We start from the raw sequence: 18519 nt of genomic DNA on the forward strand, positions 1-18519 counted from the left end.
TCCCCACCACCCCGGCCGACGGGTGCGCTACGCGCGGGGCACGCGCTCAGAGGGCGTCGTCGCCGCGCTCCCCGGTGCGGACCCGGACGACCTCGTCGATCGTGGTGACCCACACCTTCCCGTCACCGATCTGGCCGGTGGAGGCCGCCTCGACGACGGCGTCCACGACCCGGGCGGCGTCGAGCTCGCCGACGACCACCTCGATGCGGACCTTGGGCACGAAGTCCACCTGGTACTCCGCCCCGCGGTAGACCTCGGTGTGGCCCCGCTGGCGGCCGAAGCCCTGGACCTCGCTGACGGTGAGCCCGGCGATGCCGATCAGCTCGAGGGCGTTCTTGACGTCGTCCAGCTTGAACGGCTTGACGATCGCGGTGACCAGCTTCATGCCAGCGTCCTCTCGGTGTTGCGGGCCTCAGCCCGGGCCTGGCCGGCCAGCGGCGCGGTGGAACCGCTGCTGCCGAGCGAGGCGAGGTCGTAGGCCGACTCGGCGTGCACGACGGTGTCGATGCCGGTGACCTCGTCCTCCTCGGGGATGCGGAAGCCCATCATCTTCTGGATGGCGAACCCGATGACCAGCGTAAGGACGAAGGAGAAGGCGAGGACGACCACCGCCCCCACGACCTGCCGCCACAGCTGGTCGACGCTGCCGCCGAAGAACAGGCTCGCCACGCCGGCGGGGGCGTCGGGGTCGGCGAGGAAGCCGATGGCGACGGTGCCCCAGAGACCGCCGACCAGGTGGACGCCGACGACGTCGAGGGAGTCGTCGTAGCCCAGCCGGTACTTCAGGCCCACCGCCAGCGCACACAGCACGCCGGCAACCGCCCCGACGACGATCGCGCCGACCGGCGAGACGGCCGAGCAGGCGGGGGTGATGGCGACCAGGCCGGCGACGACGCCGGACGCGGCGCCCAACGAGGTGGCGTGGCCGTCGCGGAGCTTCTCGATGACCAGCCAGCCGAGCACCGCCGCGGCGGTGGCGACCAGCGTGTTGACCCAGGCGACAGCGGCGGTGTTGTTCGCGGCGACGGCGGACCCGGCGTTGAAGCCGAACCAGCCGAACCACAGCAGCCCGGCGCCGATCATCACCAGCGGCAGGTTGTGCGGGCGCATCGCGTCGCGGCCGAACCCGCGCCGCTTGCCGAGCACCAGGGCGAGGGCGAGCCCCGCCGCACCGGCGTTGATGTGCACGGCCGTACCGCCGGCGAAGTCGATCGCGGCGAGGTCGTTGGCGATCCAGCCGCCGATCACGTCGTCGACGTCGAAGGCGAACACCCAGTGCGCGACCGGGAAGTAGACGATCGTGGCCCAGATGCCGACGAAGACCATCCACGCGCCGAACCTGGCGCGGTCGGCGATGGCGCCGGAGATCAGCGCGACGGTGATGATGGCGAAGACGGACTGGAAGCCGACGAAGGCCATCGCCGGCAACCCGCCCGCCTCGCTGGTCGTGTCCTCCATGAGGCCGGCGAGTCCGAAGAACTCGGCCGGGTTCCCGATGAGACCGCTGCCCCCGATGCTGTCGCCGAAGGCGATGGAGTAGCCGTAGAGCACCCACAGCACGCTGACGAGGGCCAGAGCGCCGAAGCTCATCATCATCATGTTCAGCACGCTCTTCGCGCGGACCATGCCGCCGTAGAAGAGCGCGAGGCCTGGCGTCATCAGCAGCACGAGGGCGGCGCTGGTGAGGATCCAGGCGGTGTCGCCGGTGTTGACCACGGCAACCTCCTGTGTCGGGTCGTCGGCCGGGCGGCCGGATCGGTGGGCTCGGGCCCTCCGTGCGGGAGGGGCGACGCGGTGCCCACCGTGCCGGGCGCGTGTTTCCGACGACGCCGGCGCCGCGTTTCACGGGCGTGAACTCCTCGCCGCGTGTCCCGCCCCCGCGTTGCGGGCGTGTTGCGCGCCCGCCCGAGGACCCTTCCTCACCCACCGACCGCGGGGATCACCCCTCGCCGACGAGCCCCTCGGCGAACGCCCGCGGCTCGAACGGCGCGAGGTCGTCGGGGCCCTCCCCCAGGCCGATGAGCTTCACCGGGATGCCCAGCTCCTGCTGCACCCGGACGACGATGCCGCCCTTCGCGGTGCCGTCGAGCTTGGTGAGCACCACGCCGGTGACCTCGACCGCCTCGGTGAACATCCGGGCCTGCACGACGCCGTTCTGGCCGGTGGTGGCGTCGAGCACCAGCAGCACCTCGGTGACCGGCGACTGCTTCTCCACGACCCGCTTCACCTTGCCGAGCTCGTCCATCAGCCCCGACTTGGTGTGCAGCCGGCCCGCGGTGTCGACGACGACGGTGTCCACCTCCGCCTCGACGCCGGTGCGCACCGCCTCGAACGCCACGGCAGCGGGGTCCCCGCCCTCGCGGCCGCGGACGGTGAGCACGCCCACCCGCTCGCCCCAGGTCTCCAGCTGGTCGGCGGCGGCCGCCCGGAAGGTGTCGGCCGCGCCCAGGATCACGCTCTTGCCGTCACCGACCAGCACGCGCGCGAGCTTGCCGACGGTGGTGGTCTTGCCGGCGCCGTTGACGCCCACGACCAGCACCACGCCGGGCCGCCCCTCGTGCCGGGAGGTGCCGAGCGACCGGTCGAGGTCGGGCCCGAGCACCGCGGTGAGGTTCTCGACGAGGAGCTCGCGCAGCTCGGCACCGGAGGCGGTGGCCAGCACCATCGACCGGGTGCGCAGCCGCTCCACGATCTGGGTCGTCGCGGAGACGCCCACGTCGGCGGCGAGCAGGGTCTCCTCGACCTCCTCCCAGTCGTCCTCGGTCAGCTTCTCCCGGGCCAGCACGGTGAGCAGGCCGCGGCCCAGCGAGGACTGCGACCGGGCCAGCCGCGACCGCAGCCGCACCAGCCGGCCGGCCGAGGGGGCCGGCTGGTCGAACACCAGCCCCGGCTCGGGCTCGGCCGGGGGCAGCTCGACCGTCGGCGGGGCCTCGGGGACGACCGCGTCGGGCTGGTCCTGCAGGCCCAGGCCGGAGGCGGTGGCGCCCGTCGGCCGCGGCTGCTCGACCGGCGGGGCCGGTGGCCGGGGCCGGGTCAGCGTCGTGCCGCTGGTGGCGTCGTCGTCGAGGCGCGTGGTCCGCCGGCCGCGGCCGACGAGGAGGCTGACACCGAGGATCAGTGCCACGACCAGGATCGCGATCGCGATCAGCACGAATTCCATGCCGCGAGTCTCCCAGTACCCGTCCACCGAGCACCTCCGGCACGACGGGTCCCCGCACGCGGGGGCAGATGCGCCAGGCTGTGCCCATGCCGCCGCCCGCCGCCCCCTCCCCCGCCCTCGTGCTGGGCCCCCTCCTGCGGCACGTGGACCCCGTCTCGGCCACCGTCTGGGTGGAGACCGACCGGCCCTGCGAGGTCGACGTGCTGGGGCGGCGGACCCGCACCTTCTCCGTGGGTGGCCACCACTTCGCCCTGGTCCTCGTGGAGGAGCTGGAGCCGGGCAGCACCACGCCGTACGAGGTGCGGCTCGACGGCGCCCTCGTCTGGCCGCCGGCCGGTTCCGCGTTCCCGCCGAGCCGCATCCGCACGCCCGGGCGGCCCGGGCCTTTCCGGCTCGCCTTCGGCTCCTGCCGGTACGCCAGCGCCCGCACCGTGCAGGACTCCGAGGGCATCCCGCCCGACGCGCTCGACCTGTACGCCCGGCAGCTCGCGGCCCGTCCCGAGGACGAGTGGCCGGACGCTCTCGTCCTCCTCGGCGACCAGGTCTACGCCGACGAGCTGACCGAGCGCAGCCGCGGCCGGCTGACCCGCCGGCGCGACCGCGAGCAGCGGGCCCGGGCGCCGAAGGCGCAGGTCGCGGACTTCGAGGAGTACACCCACCTCTACGTGGAGTCCTGGCGGGACCCGGAGGTGCGCTGGCTGCTCTCCACCATCCCGTCGTCGATGATCTTCGACGACCACGAGATGATCGACGACTGGAACACCTCGGCCGCCTGGCGGCGGAGGATGCACGCCCAGCAGTGGTGGGACGGCCGGATCACCGGCGGGCTGATCAGCTACTGGGTCTACCAGCACCTGGGCAACCTGAGCCCCCAGGAACTGGCCGAGAACAAGGTGTGGCGCGCCGTCCAGGACCTCGTGGACGCCTCGGGCGAGACCCCCGCCGACGCAGAGCCGATCCTCCGCGAGATGGCCGTCCGCGCCGACGCCGACCCCGCGAGCGCGCGCTGGAGCTTTGTGCGGCACTGGGGCGACGCGCGGCTGGTCATGGTCGACAGCCGCGCCGGGCGGGTGCTGGAGGAGACCGGCCGCCGCATGCTGGACGACGACGAGTTCGACTGGGTCGAGGCCGCGATGCGGCAGGCCGCGCGGGACGGCGTCGAGCACCTCGTCGTCGGCACCTCGCTGCCCTGGCTGCTGCCGCACGCCGTCGACTCGCTCGAGCGGTGGAACGCCACGCTGAACCTGCGCCACCACGGCCGCTGGCGGGGCCGGCTGGCCGAACAGGTGCGCCAGCTCGCCGACCTCGAGCACTGGGCGGCCTTCGGGCACTCCTTCGACCGGCTCGGGCGGGCGCTGCTGTCGGTCGCCCGCGGCGAGCACGGCCGGCCCCCGGCGACCGCCCTGGTCCTCTCCGGCGACGTGCACCACGCCTACGCGGCCGAGGTCGTGGAGCCGGGCGGGCTCGCCTCGCGGGTCCACCAGCTCACCGTCTCCCCGCTGCACAACCAGGCGCCGCACCCGATCAAGGTCGCCTTCCGGATCGGCTGGAGCCATCGCGCCCGCCGGCTCACTGAGCGGCTCGCCCGCTGGGTGGGCGCCGACCCGGCCGGCCTGGAGTGGGAGAAGCACGCCGGCCCCTACTTCGGCAACCAGATCGGCGAGCTGGTGCTCGACGGCCGGGAGGCCCGCTTCGTGCTGTCGGTGAGCGAGCGGGGGGCCACCACGCTGAGCCAGGTCGTCGACGCCCCGCTGTCCGGCGCCTGAGAGGGTGGCGGGGTGACGAAGCCGGCCCCCGGTCCCGACCAGCCGCCGATCCCGGTCCGCCTGGTCACCTTCAACATCCACCACGGCGTGGGCGCCGACGCGCGCCACGACCTGCCGCGCCTGGCCACGCTGCTGGCCTCGGTGGACGCCGACGTCATCTGCCTGCAGGAGGTGGACCGGCACTACGGCCCGCGCAGCGAGGACGTCGACCAGGCGCTGCTGCTCTCCCGGGCACTGGACATGCAGCTGGCCTGGGGCCCGGCGATCGACGAGCAGCGGCCGGGGGGGCGCCGGCAGTACGGCAATGCGCTGCTCTCGCGGCTCCCCATCCTGATCAGCGACGTCTACCGGCTCCCCGGGGGCGGTGAGCCGCGCAGCGCGCTGCGGACCATGGTGGAGCTGGACGGCGGCGCGCTGTGGGTCACCGCGACGCACCTGACCACGCGCTCGGCCGAGGAGCGCGGGGCGCAGGTGGCGGCGCTGGCCGCGCTGCACACCGAGTCGATGGAGACCGGCGTGCTGGTCGGCGACTTCAACACCGCCCCCGACGCCCCCGAGCTGGACGCGCTGCGGCAGCGGTTCACCGACGCTTGGCGGCTGGCGCGGGCCCGCGACGACCAGGCCGGCTGGCGGTTCTGGCAGTCCGACGCCGGCCACACCCACCCGGCGCGGTCGCCGCACCGGCGCATCGACCAGGTGTGGGTCTCGCCGGGGGTCGCCGTCGCCGGTGCCCACGTCATCGACGTCGCGGGCGCCTCGGACCACCTGCCGGTCGTAGTCGACCTGGAAGTCCGCTCGGGCGTCTGAGGCATAGGAAGCTTTACCTGTGCTTCCGGGCGCGAAAGCGCAGGTAAAGCTTCCTATGCCCCCGGGGGGGCGGGTCAGGCGGTCTCGAGCTCGCGCAAGCGCTGGCTGATCACGCCGGTGATCCCGTCCCCGCGCATGCTCACCCCGTACAGGGCGTCGGCGATCTCCATCGTCCGCTTCTGGTGCGTGATGATGATCAGCTGCGAGGTCGACCGGAGCTGCTCCACCAGCACCAGCAGCCGGCCGAGGTTGACGTCGTCCAGCGCCGCCTCGACCTCGTCGAGCACGTAGAAAGGCGAGGGCCGGGCGCGGAAGATCGCCACGAGCATCGCCACCGCCGTCAGCGACCGCTCCCCGCCCGAGAGCAGCGAGAGCCGCTTGACCTTCTTGCCCGGCGGCCGCGCCTCCACCTCGACGCCGGTGGTCAGCATGTTCTCCGGGTCGGTGAGCACCAGCCGCCCCGAGCCGCCCGGGAACAGGGTGGCGAAGACCTGCTCGAACTCCCGCGCCACGTCGGCGAACGCCGCGGCGAAGACGTCGTGGATGCGGCCGTCGACCTCGCGGACGACGGTCAGCAGGTCCTTGCGGGTGGTCTTGAGGTCCTCCAGCTGGGTGGCGAGGAAGGTGTGCCGCTCCTCCAGCGCCGCGAACTCCTCCAGCGCCAGCGGGTTCACCTTGCCCAGCGTCGCCAGGTCCCGCTCGGCCCGGGCCACCCGCCGCTCCTGGACGACGCGGTCGTAGGGCACCGGGTCCGGTGCCGGCTCCCCCGCTGCCTCGGCCTCGGCGACCTGCTGCGGCGAGGGAGGCACCGCGGCGGCGGGCCCGTACTCGCCGATCAGCGTGGGCAGGTCGACGCCGAACTCCTCGGCCGCCCGGGTCTCCAGCGACTCGATGCGGTAGCGCTGCTCGGTGCGCGCCACCTCGTCGCGGTGCACCTCGTCGGTGAGCCGGTCGAGCTCCGCGGTCGCCGCGCGCACCCGGCTGCGCACCTCCAGCAGCTCGGCCTCGGCACCGCTGCGCGAGGACGCCAGCGCGTCCCGCTCCGCGGCCGCACGCACCAGCGACCGCTCGAGGGCGGCGGTCGCCACCACGGCGTCCCGCCGCACCCGGTCGGCCACCGCGGCGCCGCGCTCGCGCGCGATCTGGGCCGCAGCGGCCCGCTCGCGGGCCGCCCGCTCCTGCCGGGCCTGCCGGCGCAGCGACTCCGCCCGCCCCTGCAGGGCGCGCGCCCGCTCCTCGGCGGTGCGGACGGCGAGGCGCGCCTCCGTCTCGGCCTGCCGGGCGGCGGCCACCTCGGCGCGCAGCCGGTCGCGCTCCTCGGTCGGCGGCTCCTCCTCGACGGGCGCGGCCTCGGCGTCGGCGAGCTGCTGCTCGAGCCGAGTCAGCGAGCCCTGCGCCTGCTCCAGCGCCTGCTCCGCCCGCACCCGGGCGGCCAGCGAGCGCTCGGCCTCGGAGGCGGCCGACCGCGCCGCGGCACCGAGCTCGGCCAGCGCCGCGGCCTCGGCGGAGCGGGTCCGGTCGGCGGCCTGGCGCGCGGCCAGCGCCTCGTCGACGGCGGCCGACCGCGCCTGGGCGTCCTGCCGTGCGGCGGCCAGCTGGTCGGCGAGCTCGGCCGCCCGTGCCGTCGCGGCCGCCAGCTCGGTCCCGGCCTCGTCCACGCGGGCGCGCAGCTCCAGGTTGGAGGGTGCGTCGGTCTGCCCGCCCAGCGCCCAGTCGGCACCCAGCAGGTCGCCGGTGGCGGTGACCGCCCGCACCCGGGGGTGGGTGCGCACCAGCGCGACGGCAGCGTCCAGGTCGGGCACCAGCGCCACCCGCTCCAGCGCCCGGGCCAGCGCCGGGTGCAGCGCATAGGGGGCCCGCACGGCGTCCAGCGCCCACCGCGCGCCGTCCGGCAGCTCCGGCCAGCCGTCCCGCGGGACCGGCGGCAGGCCCCCGGTCACCAGCAGGCCGGCGCGCCCGCCGTCGGTGCGGGTGAGGTGCTGCAGCGCCGCGGCGGCCTCGGCAACACCGGCGACGACGACGGCCTCGGCCATGCCGCCCAGCGCAGCGGCCACGGCCACCTCGTCACCGGAGGCGACGGCGAGCTGCTCGGTCACCGGCCCGAGCACGCCCGCGAGGCCGGCGCCGAGCACCGCGGCCGCCCCGTCGGCGGGGGTGAGCCCGAGGGCCAGCGCGTCGCGGCGGGCCTGCCAGGAGGCGCGGTCGCGCTCGGCGGCCCGCTCGGCCTCGGCCAGCTCGGTCACCCGCCGGGCGGCGGCGGTGTGCGCGGCGACGGCGTCCTCGTGCGCGGCGACCAGGGCGAGGTCGGTGTCCTCCTGGCCGGCGACCTGCCCCCGCCGGTCGGCCAGCCGCTCGGCGGCGGTCTCGGCGCGGTCGGCGGCCTCGGCGGCAGCGACGCCGAGCCGCTCGATCTCCGCCTCGCCGGCGTGCACCCGGGACCGCGCCGCGGCGACCTGACCGGAGAGCCGGGCCAGCCCCTCGCGGCGGTCGGCCAGCGCTCGGGCGGCGGCGACCCACGCCTTCTCTGCGGCGGCGAGCGCCGTCTCCAGCTCCGCCCGGCCGGCCACGACGGCGGCGAGGCGCTCCCGCTCGGCCGCCAGCCCGTCGGCGAGCTCTGCCTCGGTGGCGGCGACCCGGTCGGCCTCGGCGTCCAGCTGGTCGGGGTCGCGCCCGGTCGCCGCGGAGGGGGCGGCGGCGGAGAGGTGCCGGTGCCGCTCGGCGGCCAGCTGGGCGACGCTGCGGAACCGCTCCCCCAGCGCGGAGAGCCGGTACCAGGTGTCCGAGGCCGCCTGCAGGCGCGGCGCGCTCGCGGCCAGCTCGCTCTCCAGCTCACCCTCCCGCCGGGAGACGAGGGAGAGCTCGCGCTCGACGACGGCGCGCCGCTGCCGGGCCGCGGTCTCGTCGGCGACGTCCCGGTCGAGGGCGTCGCGCAGCTGCACCAGGTCGTCGGCGAGCAGCCGGAGGCGGGCGTCGCGCAGGTCGGCCTGCACGCCGGCCGCGCGGCGGGCAACCTCGGCCTGCCGGCCCAGCGGCTTGAGCTGGCGGCGCAGCTCGGCGGTGAGGTCGGCCAGCCGGTCGAGGTTGGCCTGCATCCCGTCGAGCTTCCGCAGCGCCTTCTCCTTGCGCTTGCGGTGCTTGAGGACGCCCGCGGCCTCCTCGATGAAGGCGCGCCGGTCCTCGGGGCGGCCGGAGAGCACCGCGTCGAGCTGCCCCTGGCCGACGATGACGTGCATCTCGCGGCCGATGCCGGAGTCGCTGAGCAGCTCCTGGACGTCCAGCAGCCGCACCTTGTCGCCGTTGATCTCGTACTCGCTCTCCCCGGAGCGGTACATGCGGCGGGTGATCGACACCTCGGTGTACGCGATCGGCAGCGCGCCGTCGGTGTTGTCGATCGTGAGCGTCACCTCGGCCCGGCCCAGCGCCGGGCGGCCGGCGGTGCCGGCGAAGATGACGTCCTCCATCTTGCCGCCGCGCAGGCTCTTGGCACCCTGCTCGCCGAGGACCCAGGAGATGGCGTCGACGACGTTGGACTTGCCCGACCCGTTGGGGCCGACGACGGCGGTGATGCCGGGCTCCAGCCGGAGCGTGGTGGCGGACGCGAAGGACTTGAAGCCCTTGAGCGTCAGGCTGGAGAGGTGCACGGGATCAGCACCTTAGCCCGGAATCCCGGGCTGCAGGTGGGCTGCGGGGCCGGTGGTGCGCCTGTGACGCGCGGATCTCGGCGCCCGACGTCGTGCGCGGACGCCCAGTTCCCGGCGCTGGAACTCCGCGCGGGCGCACACCGTCGACCTGCTCGACGCCTCCCTGCCGCGAGGCGGGGAGGTCCTCAGGCGAGCGCGGGCTCGGCGGTGTCGCCCGCCAGCGAGAGGAGCTCGTGGGCGATGGCGGCGTCGCGCTGGGCACGCAGCTCGGCGAGCTCGTGCTCCAGCCGCTGCACCCGGGCCCGCAGGGCGGCGTTCTCCTCGGCTACCCGGAGTTCCACGGGGGTGACGACCGAACCGAACAGGGCCTTGGCCATGGCTGTGACGGCCTTTCGAAACGAGAGGGTGTGCCCGGCGCCCCGGCGGACGGTCGGCGCGGGCTGGATGTTCCCAGGGTGACAGCCCCCGACACGCAGGTCAACGGCGGCGGGGCAGGCCGCCCGTGTCGGGGGGATGTCGTCTTCGTCACGCCGTGGTGAAGCCCTGCATCCCCTGCACCGGTCCGCTCCGGATGTCGACGTCGGTCACCCGCCCCGGGGCGTCCGGGCCGTCGAGGGCGGCGACGAGGTCGCGCACGGCCTGCTCGGGCCCTTCGGCGACCACCTCCACCCGCCCGTCGGGGAGGTTGCGGGCGACCCCGGCCAGGCCGGCCTCGCGGGCCAGACCGCGCACGAAGTACCGGTAGCCGACGCCCTGGACGCGGCCGGAGACCAGCACCTCGACCCGGACGGTCACGCCCGCCGCGTTCTCGGCCGGGGCTGGCAGGTGGGGCAGCTGTAGCTCGAGCGGTTCATGAACGACTCCCGGCGGATCGGCGTCCCGCAGCGGGGGCACGGCCGGTCCTGCTGCCCGTAGACGGCGAGGAAGCGGGAGAAGTAGCCGCTCTGCCCGTTGACGTCGACGTACAACGAGTCGAAGGAGGTGCCGCCCTGCGCGAGGGCCTCGCCCAGCACGTCGCGGACGCCGTCGAGCAGGTCGGCCACCTGCGCCCGGGTGAGCCGGTCGGTGGGGCGGGCGCCGTGCAGGCGCGCCCGCCACAGCGCCTCGTCGGCGTAGATGTTGCCCACCCCGCCGATGAGCGTCTGGTCCAGCAGCGCGCGCTTGACCTCGGTGCGGCGCCGGCGCAGCGCCGCGGTGAACGCGTTGACGTCGAAGCCCTCGTCCAGCGGGTCGATGGCGATGTGCGCGAGCCGCGGCGGCACCCCGCCGTCCGCCTCCTCCACCGCCAGGCCGCCGAAGGTGCGCTGGTCGACGAAGCGCAGCTCGCGGCCGCGGTCGGTGAAGGTGAACCGGGCCCGCAGGTGGGTCTCGTCGGGCGCCGACGGCTTCTCGACGAGCAGCTGGCCGCTCATGCCCAGGTGCCCGACCAGCGCCCGCCCCGACGGGGCCCCGTCGGGCTCGGCCAGCGGCAGCCACAGGTACTTCCCGCGGCGGTGCGCGGCGGTGAAGGTGCGACCGGTGATCGCCTGCACGAAGTGGTCGGCGCCCTCGAGGTGGCGGCGGACGGCGCGCGGGTGGTGCACCTCGACGGCGGCCACGGTGCGCCCGGTCACCCACTGGTCCAGACCCCGGCGCACCACCTCCACCTCGGGCAGCTCGGGCACGCGTCTACTCCTCCGACAGCGAGCGCCAGGCCGCCTCGGCGGCCTCCTGCTCGGCGGCCTTCTTGGTGCGACCGGTGCCGGTGCCGCGGACGACCCCGGCGAGCAGCACCTCGGCGCGGAACGTCTTGGCGTGGTCGGGCCCCTCGTCGTCCACCTGGTAGAGGGGCGCGCCGAGGCCCTGGGCCGCACCGAGTTCCTGCAGGCTCGTCTTCCAGTCCAGGCCGGCGCCCCGGGTGGCCGCCTCGACCAGCAGCGGGTCGAACAGCCGGTGGACGATCGCGGCGGCGGTGTCCAGCCCGCAGCCCAGGTGCAGCGCCCCGATGAGGGCCTCGAGCGCGTCGGCGAGGATCGAGTCCTTCTCGCGGCCGCCGGTGGTCTCCTCGCCGCGGCCGAGCAGCAGGTGCGGGCCGAGCCCGCCGTCCCCGAGGCGCCGGGCGACGCGGGCCAGCGAGGTCATGTTGACCACGGAGGCGCGCAGCTTGGCCAGCTGGCCCTCGGGGAGGTCCGGCTGGCTGCGGTAGAGCTCGTCGGTGACGACGAGGCCGAGCACCGAGTCGCCGAGGAACTCCAGGCGCTCGTTGGTCGGCAGGCCGCCGTTCTCGTAGGCGAACGACCGGTGCGTCAGCGCCAGCGGCAGCAGCCCGCCCGGCAGCGCGACGCCGAGCGCGTCGAACAGCCAGGTGGCGGCCCGCTCGGCGTGCTCCGGCCCGCCCGGGGGCGCCGCGGGGACGCGACCGTCCGCGGCACCCCGGTCAGGATGCGGAGCGGCGGCCGTCGTCCCCATGGCGGTGCGGGAGGTCAGACCGAGAGGACCTGGCGGCCGTCGTACTGCCCGCAGGTCGGGCACGCCTGGTGCGGGGGCTTGAGCTCGCCGCAGGCGCGGTTCGGGCACGGCGACAGGGTCGGCGCGGTGGCCTTCCACTGCGACCGGCGCATGCGGGTGTTGGCCCGCGACATCTTCCGCTTCGGAACGGCCACGTCAGTTCTCCTCTGGGGTGGTGGATTCGCCGGGGGTGCCCGGCGAGGAAGCGAATCGCTCCGCGAGGGCCGCCCAGCGGGGGTCGGTCACCTCGTGGGTGTGGTCCTCGGGCAGGTCGTCGACCCGCTGGCCGCAGCCGACGCACAGGCCGCCGCAGTCCTCGTCGCACACCGGCGAGAGCGGGAGGCTCAGCACGATGGTGTCCCGCGCGAGGGGCTCGAGGTCGAGGAAGTCGCCCTCGACGCGGCGCACCTCGTCCTCCTCGCTGGTGGCCTCGGTAGTGCTGCCCGCGTAGGCGTACAGCTCCTGGACGTCCAGCGCCAGGGTGTCCTCGATCGGCTCGAGGCAGCGGGCGCAGGAGCCGACGACCGGGACGTCGAGGTCACCGGAGACCAGCACGCCCTCCATGACGGACTCCAGCCGCAGCCGCAGGTGGACCTCGGCGCCGCCGGGGACCCGGATGAGCTCCAGGCCCCAGCCCTCCGGCGCCGGGGCCGTCCGGTCCAGCTCGTGCAGGCTGCCCGCGCGCCGGCCCAGCTCCCGGAGGTCGACCTTCCAGGGGTTGGCCGAGGGGCGCCGGTCCTCGGGGGAGGCGGCGCCGGGGCGGTTCGGGAAAGCGGCAGGCATGTCGGTACTCGCGGTCGGGTGCGGGAGGGGTGGTCAGCCGGGCGGGACGCCGACGGCCGGACCGGTGGTCGAGACTACCCGATCGCGATCGGGGATCCGCGCGGCAAGGGGTGGCCTCGACCACGGCGGCCCCGTCCGGAGGCGCGGCGCGAGCCCCGGCCGGGATGGAACGGCCACGGTCCAGGGGCCCACCCCGAGCGTGCGGACGGCGGTCCTTCACCTACTCCCGCAGGTTGCTGCGCGCCTTGTCCACCGAGCGCAGCATGCGCTCCAGGGTCGCCCCGAACTCGGCGAGCCGGGAGTCCACGTACTCGTCGACCTCCGCCCGCATCTGCGCGGCCTCGGCGTGCGACTGCTCGCCGAGCTCGTCGGCCCGGGTGACGGCGGTGCGGTAGACCTCGGTCTCGGTGATGAGCCGCTCGTGCTCGGCCTGGCCCTCGGCGACGAGCGCGGCCCGGTGCTGCTGCCCCTCGGCCACCAGCGCCTGCGCCTCCGCCTCGGCCTCCAGCAGGATCTGCTCGGCGTCGGCCTGGGCCTGGGCCAGCAGCTCGTCGCGCTGCCGCCGGGCCGTGCCGACGATCTCGTCGCGCTGGCGCCGGGCCTGGACGAGCAGCTGCTCGCTCTCCGCGCGGGTGCGGCCGGTCAGCCGCTCGGCCTCGGCCTGCGCCTGCTGCAGGATCTCGGTGCGCTGCTCGACGATCGCGCCGGCGGCCTGCACGTCCTCGGGCAGCGACTCCCGCAGGTCGTCGAGTAGGTCGAGCACGTGGTCACGGGGCACCATGCAGGAGCTCGACATCGGCACGCTGCGGGCGTTCTCGATGACCGTGGTCAGCTCGTCGACGGTCTCGTAGAGGCGGTAGACCACCTCGGTGGTGTGGCCACGGCCGGGGCGGGTCACGAGCGCCTCTCGCGGGCCCGCTCGCGCAGCCGGTCGTCGACGGCCTCGGGCACCAGCCGCGAGACGTCGCCGCCGAAGGTGGCGATCTGCTTGACCAGGCTGGAGGAGAGGTGGCCGACCTGCGGGGCGGTCGGCACGAAGAGCGTCTCGACGGCGGCCAGCTCGCGGTTCATCTGCGCCATCTGCAGCTCGTACTCGAAGTCGCTGACCGCGCGCAGGCCCTTGACGATGACCGGGACGTCGTGGGCGCGGCAGTAGTCCACCAGCAGGCCCTCGAAGCTGTCCACGCGCACGTTGGGCAGGTCGGCGACGGCACCCCGGAGCAGCTCCATGCGCTCCTCGACGGAGAACAGCCCCGCCTTGCCGGGGTTCACCAGCACGGCCACGACCAGCTCGTCGTAGAGCCCGGCGGCCCGGTTGATGACGTCGACGTGCCCGTTGGTCACCGGGTCGAAGGAACCTGGGCAGACGGCACGCCTCACGGACGCCGACCGTACCGGAGCACGGCCTCGCCGTAGCGCCGCTCGCGCAGACCGTCCAGGGGTGTCGGCCACTCCCACACCCGTTCCCGGCTGGGGCGCTCGACCACGACGACGCCCCCGGGGGCCAGCCACTCCCCCGCGACCAGGGCGCGGAGCACCTCGTGGAGCTCCGCGGCGGGTGTGTCGTAGGGCGGGTCGGCGAGGACGACGTCGAACGCCTGCGGTGCCGGGCCGGCGGCGACCGCGGGCACGGAGCCGGCCACCACCCGCCCCCCGGGCAGCCCGACCGCCGCCAGGTTGGCCCGCAGCACGGGCAGCACCCGCGATCCCGACTCGACGAAGACCGCGGTGGCCGCGCCGCGGGAGAGCGCCTCCAGGCCCAGGGCGCCGGAGCCGGCGTAGAGGTCCAGGACCGCGGCTCCCTCGAGGTCGACCAGCGAGCCCAGGGAGTTGAACAGGGCGCCGCGGGCCTTGTCGCCGGTGGGCCGGACTCCCGTCGCAGGTACCTGCAGCCGCCGGCCACCCGCGAGCCCCGCGATGATCCTGGTCACGCCTTCTCGAGCCACTCGGCGCGCTCGTCGCTGGCCAGGGCCGCGACCTCGGCGGCGAGCCCGGGGTGGTCGGCGAGCCCGCGCTCGGTCGCCAGCAGCGCGGTCGCCTCCGCCCGCGCCTCGGCGATGAGCTCCTCGTCCTCCAGCAGCGAGAGCAGCTTGATGCCGGAGCGGCGGCCGGACTGGGCGGCGCCGAGGACGTCGCCCTCCCGCCGGGTCTCCAGGTCCAGCCGGGCCAGCTCGAAGCCGTCGGAGGTCGCGGCGACCGCGGCCAGCCGCTGCCCGGTCGGTGACGACGTCGGGGCGTCGCTGACCAGCAGGCACAGCCCGGCGTGCTTGCCCCGCGCGACGCGGCCGCGCAGCTGGTGCAGCTGGCTGACGCCGAACCGGTCGGCGTCCATGACCACCATCACCGTGGCGTTCGGCACGTCGACCCCCACCTCGACCACGGTGGTGGCCACCAGCACGTCGGTCGCCCCGTCGGCGAAGGCGCGCATGACGCCGTCCTTCTCCTCGGGGGTCATCCGCCCGTGCAGGACCTCCAGGCGCAGGCCGGCCAGCGGGCCGGCGCGCAGCGCCTCGGCGACGTCGAGGACGGCCAGCGGCGGCCGGCGGTCGCTGCGGCCCTCCTCCTCCGGCGGCGCGCCGTCGGCGTCCTCCGGCTCGTCCCCGGGCAGGTCGCCGATGCGGGGGCAGACGACGTAGGCCTGGCGGCCGGCGGCGACCTCCTCGCGGAGCCGCTCCCAGGCGCGGTCGAGCCAGCCGGGCTTCTCCACGACCGGCACCACCGAGCTGGCGACGCCCCCGCGACCGCTGGGCAGCTGCCGCAGCGTGGAGACCTCGAGGTCGCCGTAGACGGTCATCGCGACGGTGCGCGGGATGGGCGTCGCGGTCATCACGAGCACATGCGGGGGCCGACTGCCCTTGGCGCGCAGCGCGTCGCGCTGCTCGACGCCGAAGCGGTGCTGCTCGTCGACGACGACCAGCCCGAGGTCGGCGAAGTCCACGCCCTCCTGCAGCAGCGCGTGCGTGCCGACGACGATGCCGGCCCGCCCCTCGGCCACCTCGGCGCGGGCCTCGCGGCGGGCCGCGGCCTTGAGCGAGCCGGTGAGCAGGGTGACGCGGGTGCCGGCGGGGTCGCCGTCGAGCTCGCCGGCGCGACCGAGCGGGCCGAGCAGGGCGCGGATGCCCCGGGCGTGCTGGGCGGCGAGCACCTCGGTCGGGGCGAGCAGAGCGGCCTGGCCGCCGGCGTCCACCACCTGCGCCATGGCGCGCAGGGCGACCACCGTCTTGCCCGAGCCCACCTCGCCCTGCAGGAGGCGGTGCATCGGCTGGTCGCGGTCGAGCTCGGCGGCGAGCTCCTCCCCCACGGCCCGCTGGCCGTCGGTCAGCGCGAACGGCAGGGCGGCGTCCACCGCGTCGAGCAGGCCGCCGGCCTTCCGCGGGCGCGCGGTGCCCGGCTCCAGGGCGGCGGCCCGGCGGCGGGCGGCGAGGGTGAGCTGGAGGGTGAGCGCCTCGTCCCACTTCAGCCGGCGCTCGGCGCGCTCGACGTCCTGGGCGGTCGTGGGGCGGTGGATGTCCAGGAGCGCCGCCGGCAGCGACAGCAGCGCGTGGCGGGTGCGGATCTCCTCCGGCAGGGGGTCGGCGACCAGGTCGGCGAGGTTGCCCGCACCGCCGAGCAGCAGCTTGACCGACTTCTGGATCACCCAGCTGGAGACGTCCTTGCTGGCCGGGTAGATCGGCACCAGCTCGCGGGCCCAGTCGTCGTCGTCATCGTCGCCGCTGAGCAGGTGCATGTCGGGGTGGGTGAACTGCAGCTTGCCCTGGTAGGTGCCGACGGTGCCGGCGAACATGCCCCACACTCCCGGCGCCAGGCGCGCGTGCCGGTGGCTGAAGAAGACCAGCTTCATGGTGCTGGCGCCGTCGCCCACGGTGACCTCGGTGAGCGTGCCGCGCCGCTGCCGCATGGGCCGGGTGCTCACGGTCTTCACCTGGGCGAGCACCGTTACGCGGTCGCCGGGCTGCAGGTCGTCGAGCCGGGCCATCTCACCGCGCCGGGCGTATCGGCGGGGGTAGTGGCGCAGCAGGTGGCGCACCGTGTGCAGGCCCAGCTGATCGGCCATGCCGGTGGCGGTCTTGGGCCCCAGCACCTTCGCCAGCGGGGTCTCCAGCGTCACCGCCACCTCACTCGACCCCGATCTGCAGCGGCAGCGAGCCGGGGCCGCCGCCGTAGCGCACCACCTCGACGGTGGGGTGCGCCGACGAGAGGTGGGCGCAGACCGCGTCGCCGAGCGCCTCGTCGGGCCCGACGACGAGCGTGGCCATCTCCCCGCCCGCGGAGAGCAACCGGTCCAGCAGGTCGCAGGCGACGGCGCCGAACTCCGCGCCGATGACCACGACGTCGCCCTCGGCCGAGCCGAGCACGTCACCGGGGTGGCACCGGCCCGCGGAGGTCAGCGCCTCCTGGTCGGCGACGGCGAGCTCGGCCCACCGGGTGGCGGCGGCGGCCTCGGCCATGGCGATCACGTCGTCGCCGAAGCGCCGCTGCGGGTCGGCGACGGCGAGGGCCGCCAGCCCCTGCACCGGCGAGCGCGTCGGCACCACGCCGATCTCGCGGCCGGCCTCGCGCGCCCGGTCCGCCGCCCGGGAGGCGGCGGCGTGCAGGCCGGCGTCGTCCGGGAGGACCACCACCTCCTGGGCGCCGGCGGCGACGATCTCGTCGTACAGGTCGTCCTCGGTGATGCCCCCGGCGTCGCAGACGACCACCCGGGCACCCTCGGCGCGGAACAGCTCGGCCAGGCCCTCGCTGTGCACGGCCGCGACCACCGCGCGCACCCCCGGGGCCGGCGCCGCCGGGGGCACCGGCGCCAGCGGGGTGACCGTGATGCGGTGCGGGCGGCCGGCCTCGATGCCCGCCTCGATGGCGGCGCCGACGTCCGCGACGTGCACGTGGACGTTCCACTCCCGGCCGGTCGGCGTGTCCACCCCGACCACGACGAGGCTGTCGCCGAGCTCGGCCAGCCGCTCGTGGAGGCGAGCGACAGAGGTCTCGTCGGCGTCGGCGAGCAGGTACTGGACCTCGCTGCCCGGCCCGGGCGGCGGCTGGTGCGGGGTGTGGACGTGGTCGTGCGGGCGGTGCGCACGGCGGGCCAGGGCGGGCCGCACCGGCTGCACGCCGGTGACCGTGCGGACGAGGGCGTCCAGGACGAGGGAGAGCCCGGCACCGCCGGCGTCCACCACCCCGGCCTCGCGCAGCGCGGCGAGCTGGTCGGGGGTCCCCTCCAGGGCGCGGTGCGCGCCGTCGGCCGCGGCCCCGACGACGTCGGCGAGCGCCGTGCGCCTCTCGTCGACGGCGGTGACGGCTGCCTCACCGGCGGCCCGGGCGACGGTGAGGAAGGTGCCCTCCTCGGGGTCGGCGACGGCGGTGTAGGCGCTCTCGGCGGCCTTGCGCAGCGCCGTGGCGAGGACGGGGCCGTCGGCCGGGGGCTGGTCGGCGAGCTGGTCGGCCAGCCCGCGGAGCAGCTGGGCCAGGATCGTGCCGGAGTTGCCGCGCGCGGAGAGCACCGCACCGCGCGCCACGACCGCCCAGGTGGACTCGCCGGGCGCCGCCTCGTCCAACGCCGCCCGCGCGCCCTCGGCGGTGTGCAGGAGGTTGGTGCCGGTGTCCCCGTCGGGGACGGGGAAGACGTTGAGGTCGTCGAGCCGCGCCCGGAAGTCGGACAGCGCCTCGACCGCGGCCCGGCACCACTGTCCGACCGCGGCGTCGTCCAGCGCCGTCAGCACGGGAGCAGGCTACCCACCGGCACCGACACGGCCCGGCCCCGCGAGCCGCGGGCCCCGTCCGGAGGGCGCTGCGACACCACGTCCGCGGAGCGGTTAGACTGCTGGACGGTCTTGATGCGGGTGCTGCCTTGCCCCGCCGTCTGTGAACGATTCTTCTGGGA

General features: G+C 75.6%; 17 protein-coding genes. 2 read left to right on the forward strand and 15 right to left on the reverse strand.

What is annotated here, in order from left to right; translation table 11 throughout:
• Positions 1 to 46: 46 nt before the first annotated feature.
• From QOZ88_RS10935 to ftsY, 3 genes are all read right to left on the reverse strand, one after another.
• Positions 47 to 385, reverse strand: a complete 339-nt coding sequence (locus tag QOZ88_RS10935) for a P-II family nitrogen regulator (protein WP_091933655.1) — start codon at positions 383 to 385, stop codon at positions 47 to 49.
• Positions 382 to 1716 carry an ammonium transporter gene (locus tag QOZ88_RS10940; RefSeq protein WP_305999800.1) on the reverse strand — a complete coding sequence of 445 codons (1335 nt, stop codon included), beginning with the start codon at positions 1714 to 1716 and terminating at the stop codon, positions 382 to 384. The genes QOZ88_RS10935 and QOZ88_RS10940 overlap by 4 nt, the downstream gene beginning before the upstream one ends.
• Positions 1717 to 1939: 223 nt before the next feature.
• Complete coding sequence (ftsY, locus tag QOZ88_RS10945; RefSeq protein WP_305999801.1) at positions 1940 to 3160, reverse strand: signal recognition particle-docking protein FtsY; 1221 nt, start codon at positions 3158 to 3160, stop codon at positions 1940 to 1942.
• A gap of 86 nt (positions 3161 to 3246) precedes the next feature.
• Here ftsY and QOZ88_RS10950 point away from each other — a divergent pair, with 86 nt between their 5' ends.
• Both QOZ88_RS10950 and QOZ88_RS10955 read left to right on the forward strand, forming a co-directional pair.
• On the forward strand, positions 3247 to 4926 hold the full coding sequence (locus QOZ88_RS10950) for an alkaline phosphatase D family protein (protein WP_305999802.1): 1680 nt from the start codon (positions 3247 to 3249) through the stop codon (positions 4924 to 4926).
• A gap of 12 nt (positions 4927 to 4938) precedes the next feature.
• The gene (locus QOZ88_RS10955) at positions 4939 to 5733 is read left to right on the forward strand and encodes an endonuclease/exonuclease/phosphatase family protein (RefSeq protein ID WP_305999803.1); all 795 of its coding nucleotides are present in this window, start codon (positions 4939 to 4941) and stop codon (positions 5731 to 5733) included.
• Between the two features lie 74 nt (positions 5734 to 5807).
• Here QOZ88_RS10955 and smc read toward each other — a convergent pair whose 3' ends face one another.
• The 12 genes from smc to QOZ88_RS11015 form a co-directional block, all read right to left on the reverse strand.
• Positions 5808 to 9374: a chromosome segregation protein SMC gene (gene smc, locus QOZ88_RS10960; protein WP_305999804.1), complete on the reverse strand. Its 3567-nt coding sequence runs from the start codon at positions 9372 to 9374 to the stop codon at positions 5808 to 5810.
• Positions 9375 to 9559: 185 nt separating this feature from the next.
• Positions 9560 to 9751: a hypothetical protein gene (locus QOZ88_RS10965; protein ID WP_091933638.1), complete on the reverse strand. Its 192-nt coding sequence runs from the start codon at positions 9749 to 9751 to the stop codon at positions 9560 to 9562.
• A gap of 148 nt (positions 9752 to 9899) precedes the next feature.
• On the reverse strand, positions 9900 to 10169 hold the full coding sequence (locus QOZ88_RS10970; protein WP_305999805.1) for an acylphosphatase: 270 nt from the start codon (positions 10167 to 10169) through the stop codon (positions 9900 to 9902).
• Positions 10166 to 11038, reverse strand: a complete 873-nt coding sequence (mutM, locus tag QOZ88_RS10975; RefSeq protein WP_305999806.1) for a bifunctional DNA-formamidopyrimidine glycosylase/DNA-(apurinic or apyrimidinic site) lyase — start codon at positions 11036 to 11038, stop codon at positions 10166 to 10168. Before mutM ends, QOZ88_RS10970 begins: the two co-directional genes overlap by 4 nt.
• Before the next feature lie 4 nt (positions 11039 to 11042).
• Positions 11043 to 11822: a ribonuclease III gene (gene rnc, locus QOZ88_RS10980; RefSeq protein WP_305999807.1), complete on the reverse strand. Its 780-nt coding sequence runs from the start codon at positions 11820 to 11822 to the stop codon at positions 11043 to 11045.
• Between the two features lie 14 nt (positions 11823 to 11836).
• Positions 11837 to 12016 (reverse strand): 50S ribosomal protein L32, encoded by a 180-nt coding sequence (gene rpmF, locus QOZ88_RS10985; RefSeq protein WP_014377519.1) that lies wholly within the window; start codon positions 12014 to 12016, stop codon positions 11837 to 11839.
• Between the two features lies 1 nt (position 12017).
• Positions 12018 to 12644 carry a YceD family protein gene (locus QOZ88_RS10990; protein ID WP_305999808.1) on the reverse strand — a complete coding sequence of 209 codons (627 nt, stop codon included), beginning with the start codon at positions 12642 to 12644 and terminating at the stop codon, positions 12018 to 12020.
• A gap of 220 nt (positions 12645 to 12864) precedes the next feature.
• On the reverse strand, positions 12865 to 13542 hold the full coding sequence (locus tag QOZ88_RS10995) for a hypothetical protein (protein WP_305999809.1): 678 nt from the start codon (positions 13540 to 13542) through the stop codon (positions 12865 to 12867).
• Complete coding sequence (gene coaD, locus QOZ88_RS11000) at positions 13539 to 14024, reverse strand: pantetheine-phosphate adenylyltransferase (protein ID WP_305999810.1); 486 nt, start codon at positions 14022 to 14024, stop codon at positions 13539 to 13541. The genes QOZ88_RS10995 and coaD overlap by 4 nt, the downstream gene beginning before the upstream one ends.
• On the reverse strand, positions 14021 to 14575 hold the full coding sequence (gene rsmD, locus QOZ88_RS11005) for a 16S rRNA (guanine(966)-N(2))-methyltransferase RsmD (RefSeq protein WP_305999811.1): 555 nt from the start codon (positions 14573 to 14575) through the stop codon (positions 14021 to 14023). Before rsmD ends, coaD begins: the two co-directional genes overlap by 4 nt.
• Positions 14572 to 16752, reverse strand: coding sequence for an ATP-dependent DNA helicase RecG (gene recG / locus QOZ88_RS11010; protein ID WP_305999812.1), 2181 nt, complete (start codon positions 16750 to 16752; stop codon positions 14572 to 14574). Before recG ends, rsmD begins: the two co-directional genes overlap by 4 nt.
• A gap of 7 nt (positions 16753 to 16759) precedes the next feature.
• Entirely contained in the window at positions 16760 to 18358 is a 1599-nt protein-coding gene (locus QOZ88_RS11015; RefSeq protein WP_305999813.1) for a DAK2 domain-containing protein, read from the reverse strand.
• Positions 18359 to 18519 lie beyond the last annotated feature (161 nt).

The sequence above is a fragment of the Blastococcus carthaginiensis genome, assembly GCF_030731085.1.
GTDB classification, from domain to species: Bacteria; Actinomycetota; Actinomycetes; order Mycobacteriales; family Geodermatophilaceae; genus Blastococcus; species Blastococcus carthaginiensis.

What these genes read in the sequence shown, in the direction of transcription:
- QOZ88_RS10935 (WP_091933655.1), bottom strand. Translation starts at nt 385, where the DNA reads ATGAAGCTGGTCACCGCGATCGTCAAGCCGTTCAAGCTGGACGACGTC.
- ftsY (WP_305999801.1), bottom strand. Translation starts at nt 3,160, where the DNA reads ATGGAATTCGTGCTGATCGCGATCGCGATCCTGGTCGTGGCACTGATC.
- QOZ88_RS10950 (WP_305999802.1), top strand. Translation starts at nt 3,247, where the DNA reads ATGCCGCCGCCCGCCGCCCCCTCCCCCGCCCTCGTGCTGGGCCCCCTC.
- QOZ88_RS10965 (WP_091933638.1), bottom strand. Translation starts at nt 9,751, where the DNA reads ATGGCCAAGGCCCTGTTCGGTTCGGTCGTCACCCCCGTGGAACTCCGG.
- rnc (WP_305999807.1), bottom strand. Translation starts at nt 11,822, where the DNA reads ATGGGGACGACGGCCGCCGCTCCGCATCCTGACCGGGGTGCCGCGGAC.
- QOZ88_RS10990 (WP_305999808.1), bottom strand. Translation starts at nt 12,644, where the DNA reads ATGCCTGCCGCTTTCCCGAACCGCCCCGGCGCCGCCTCCCCCGAGGAC.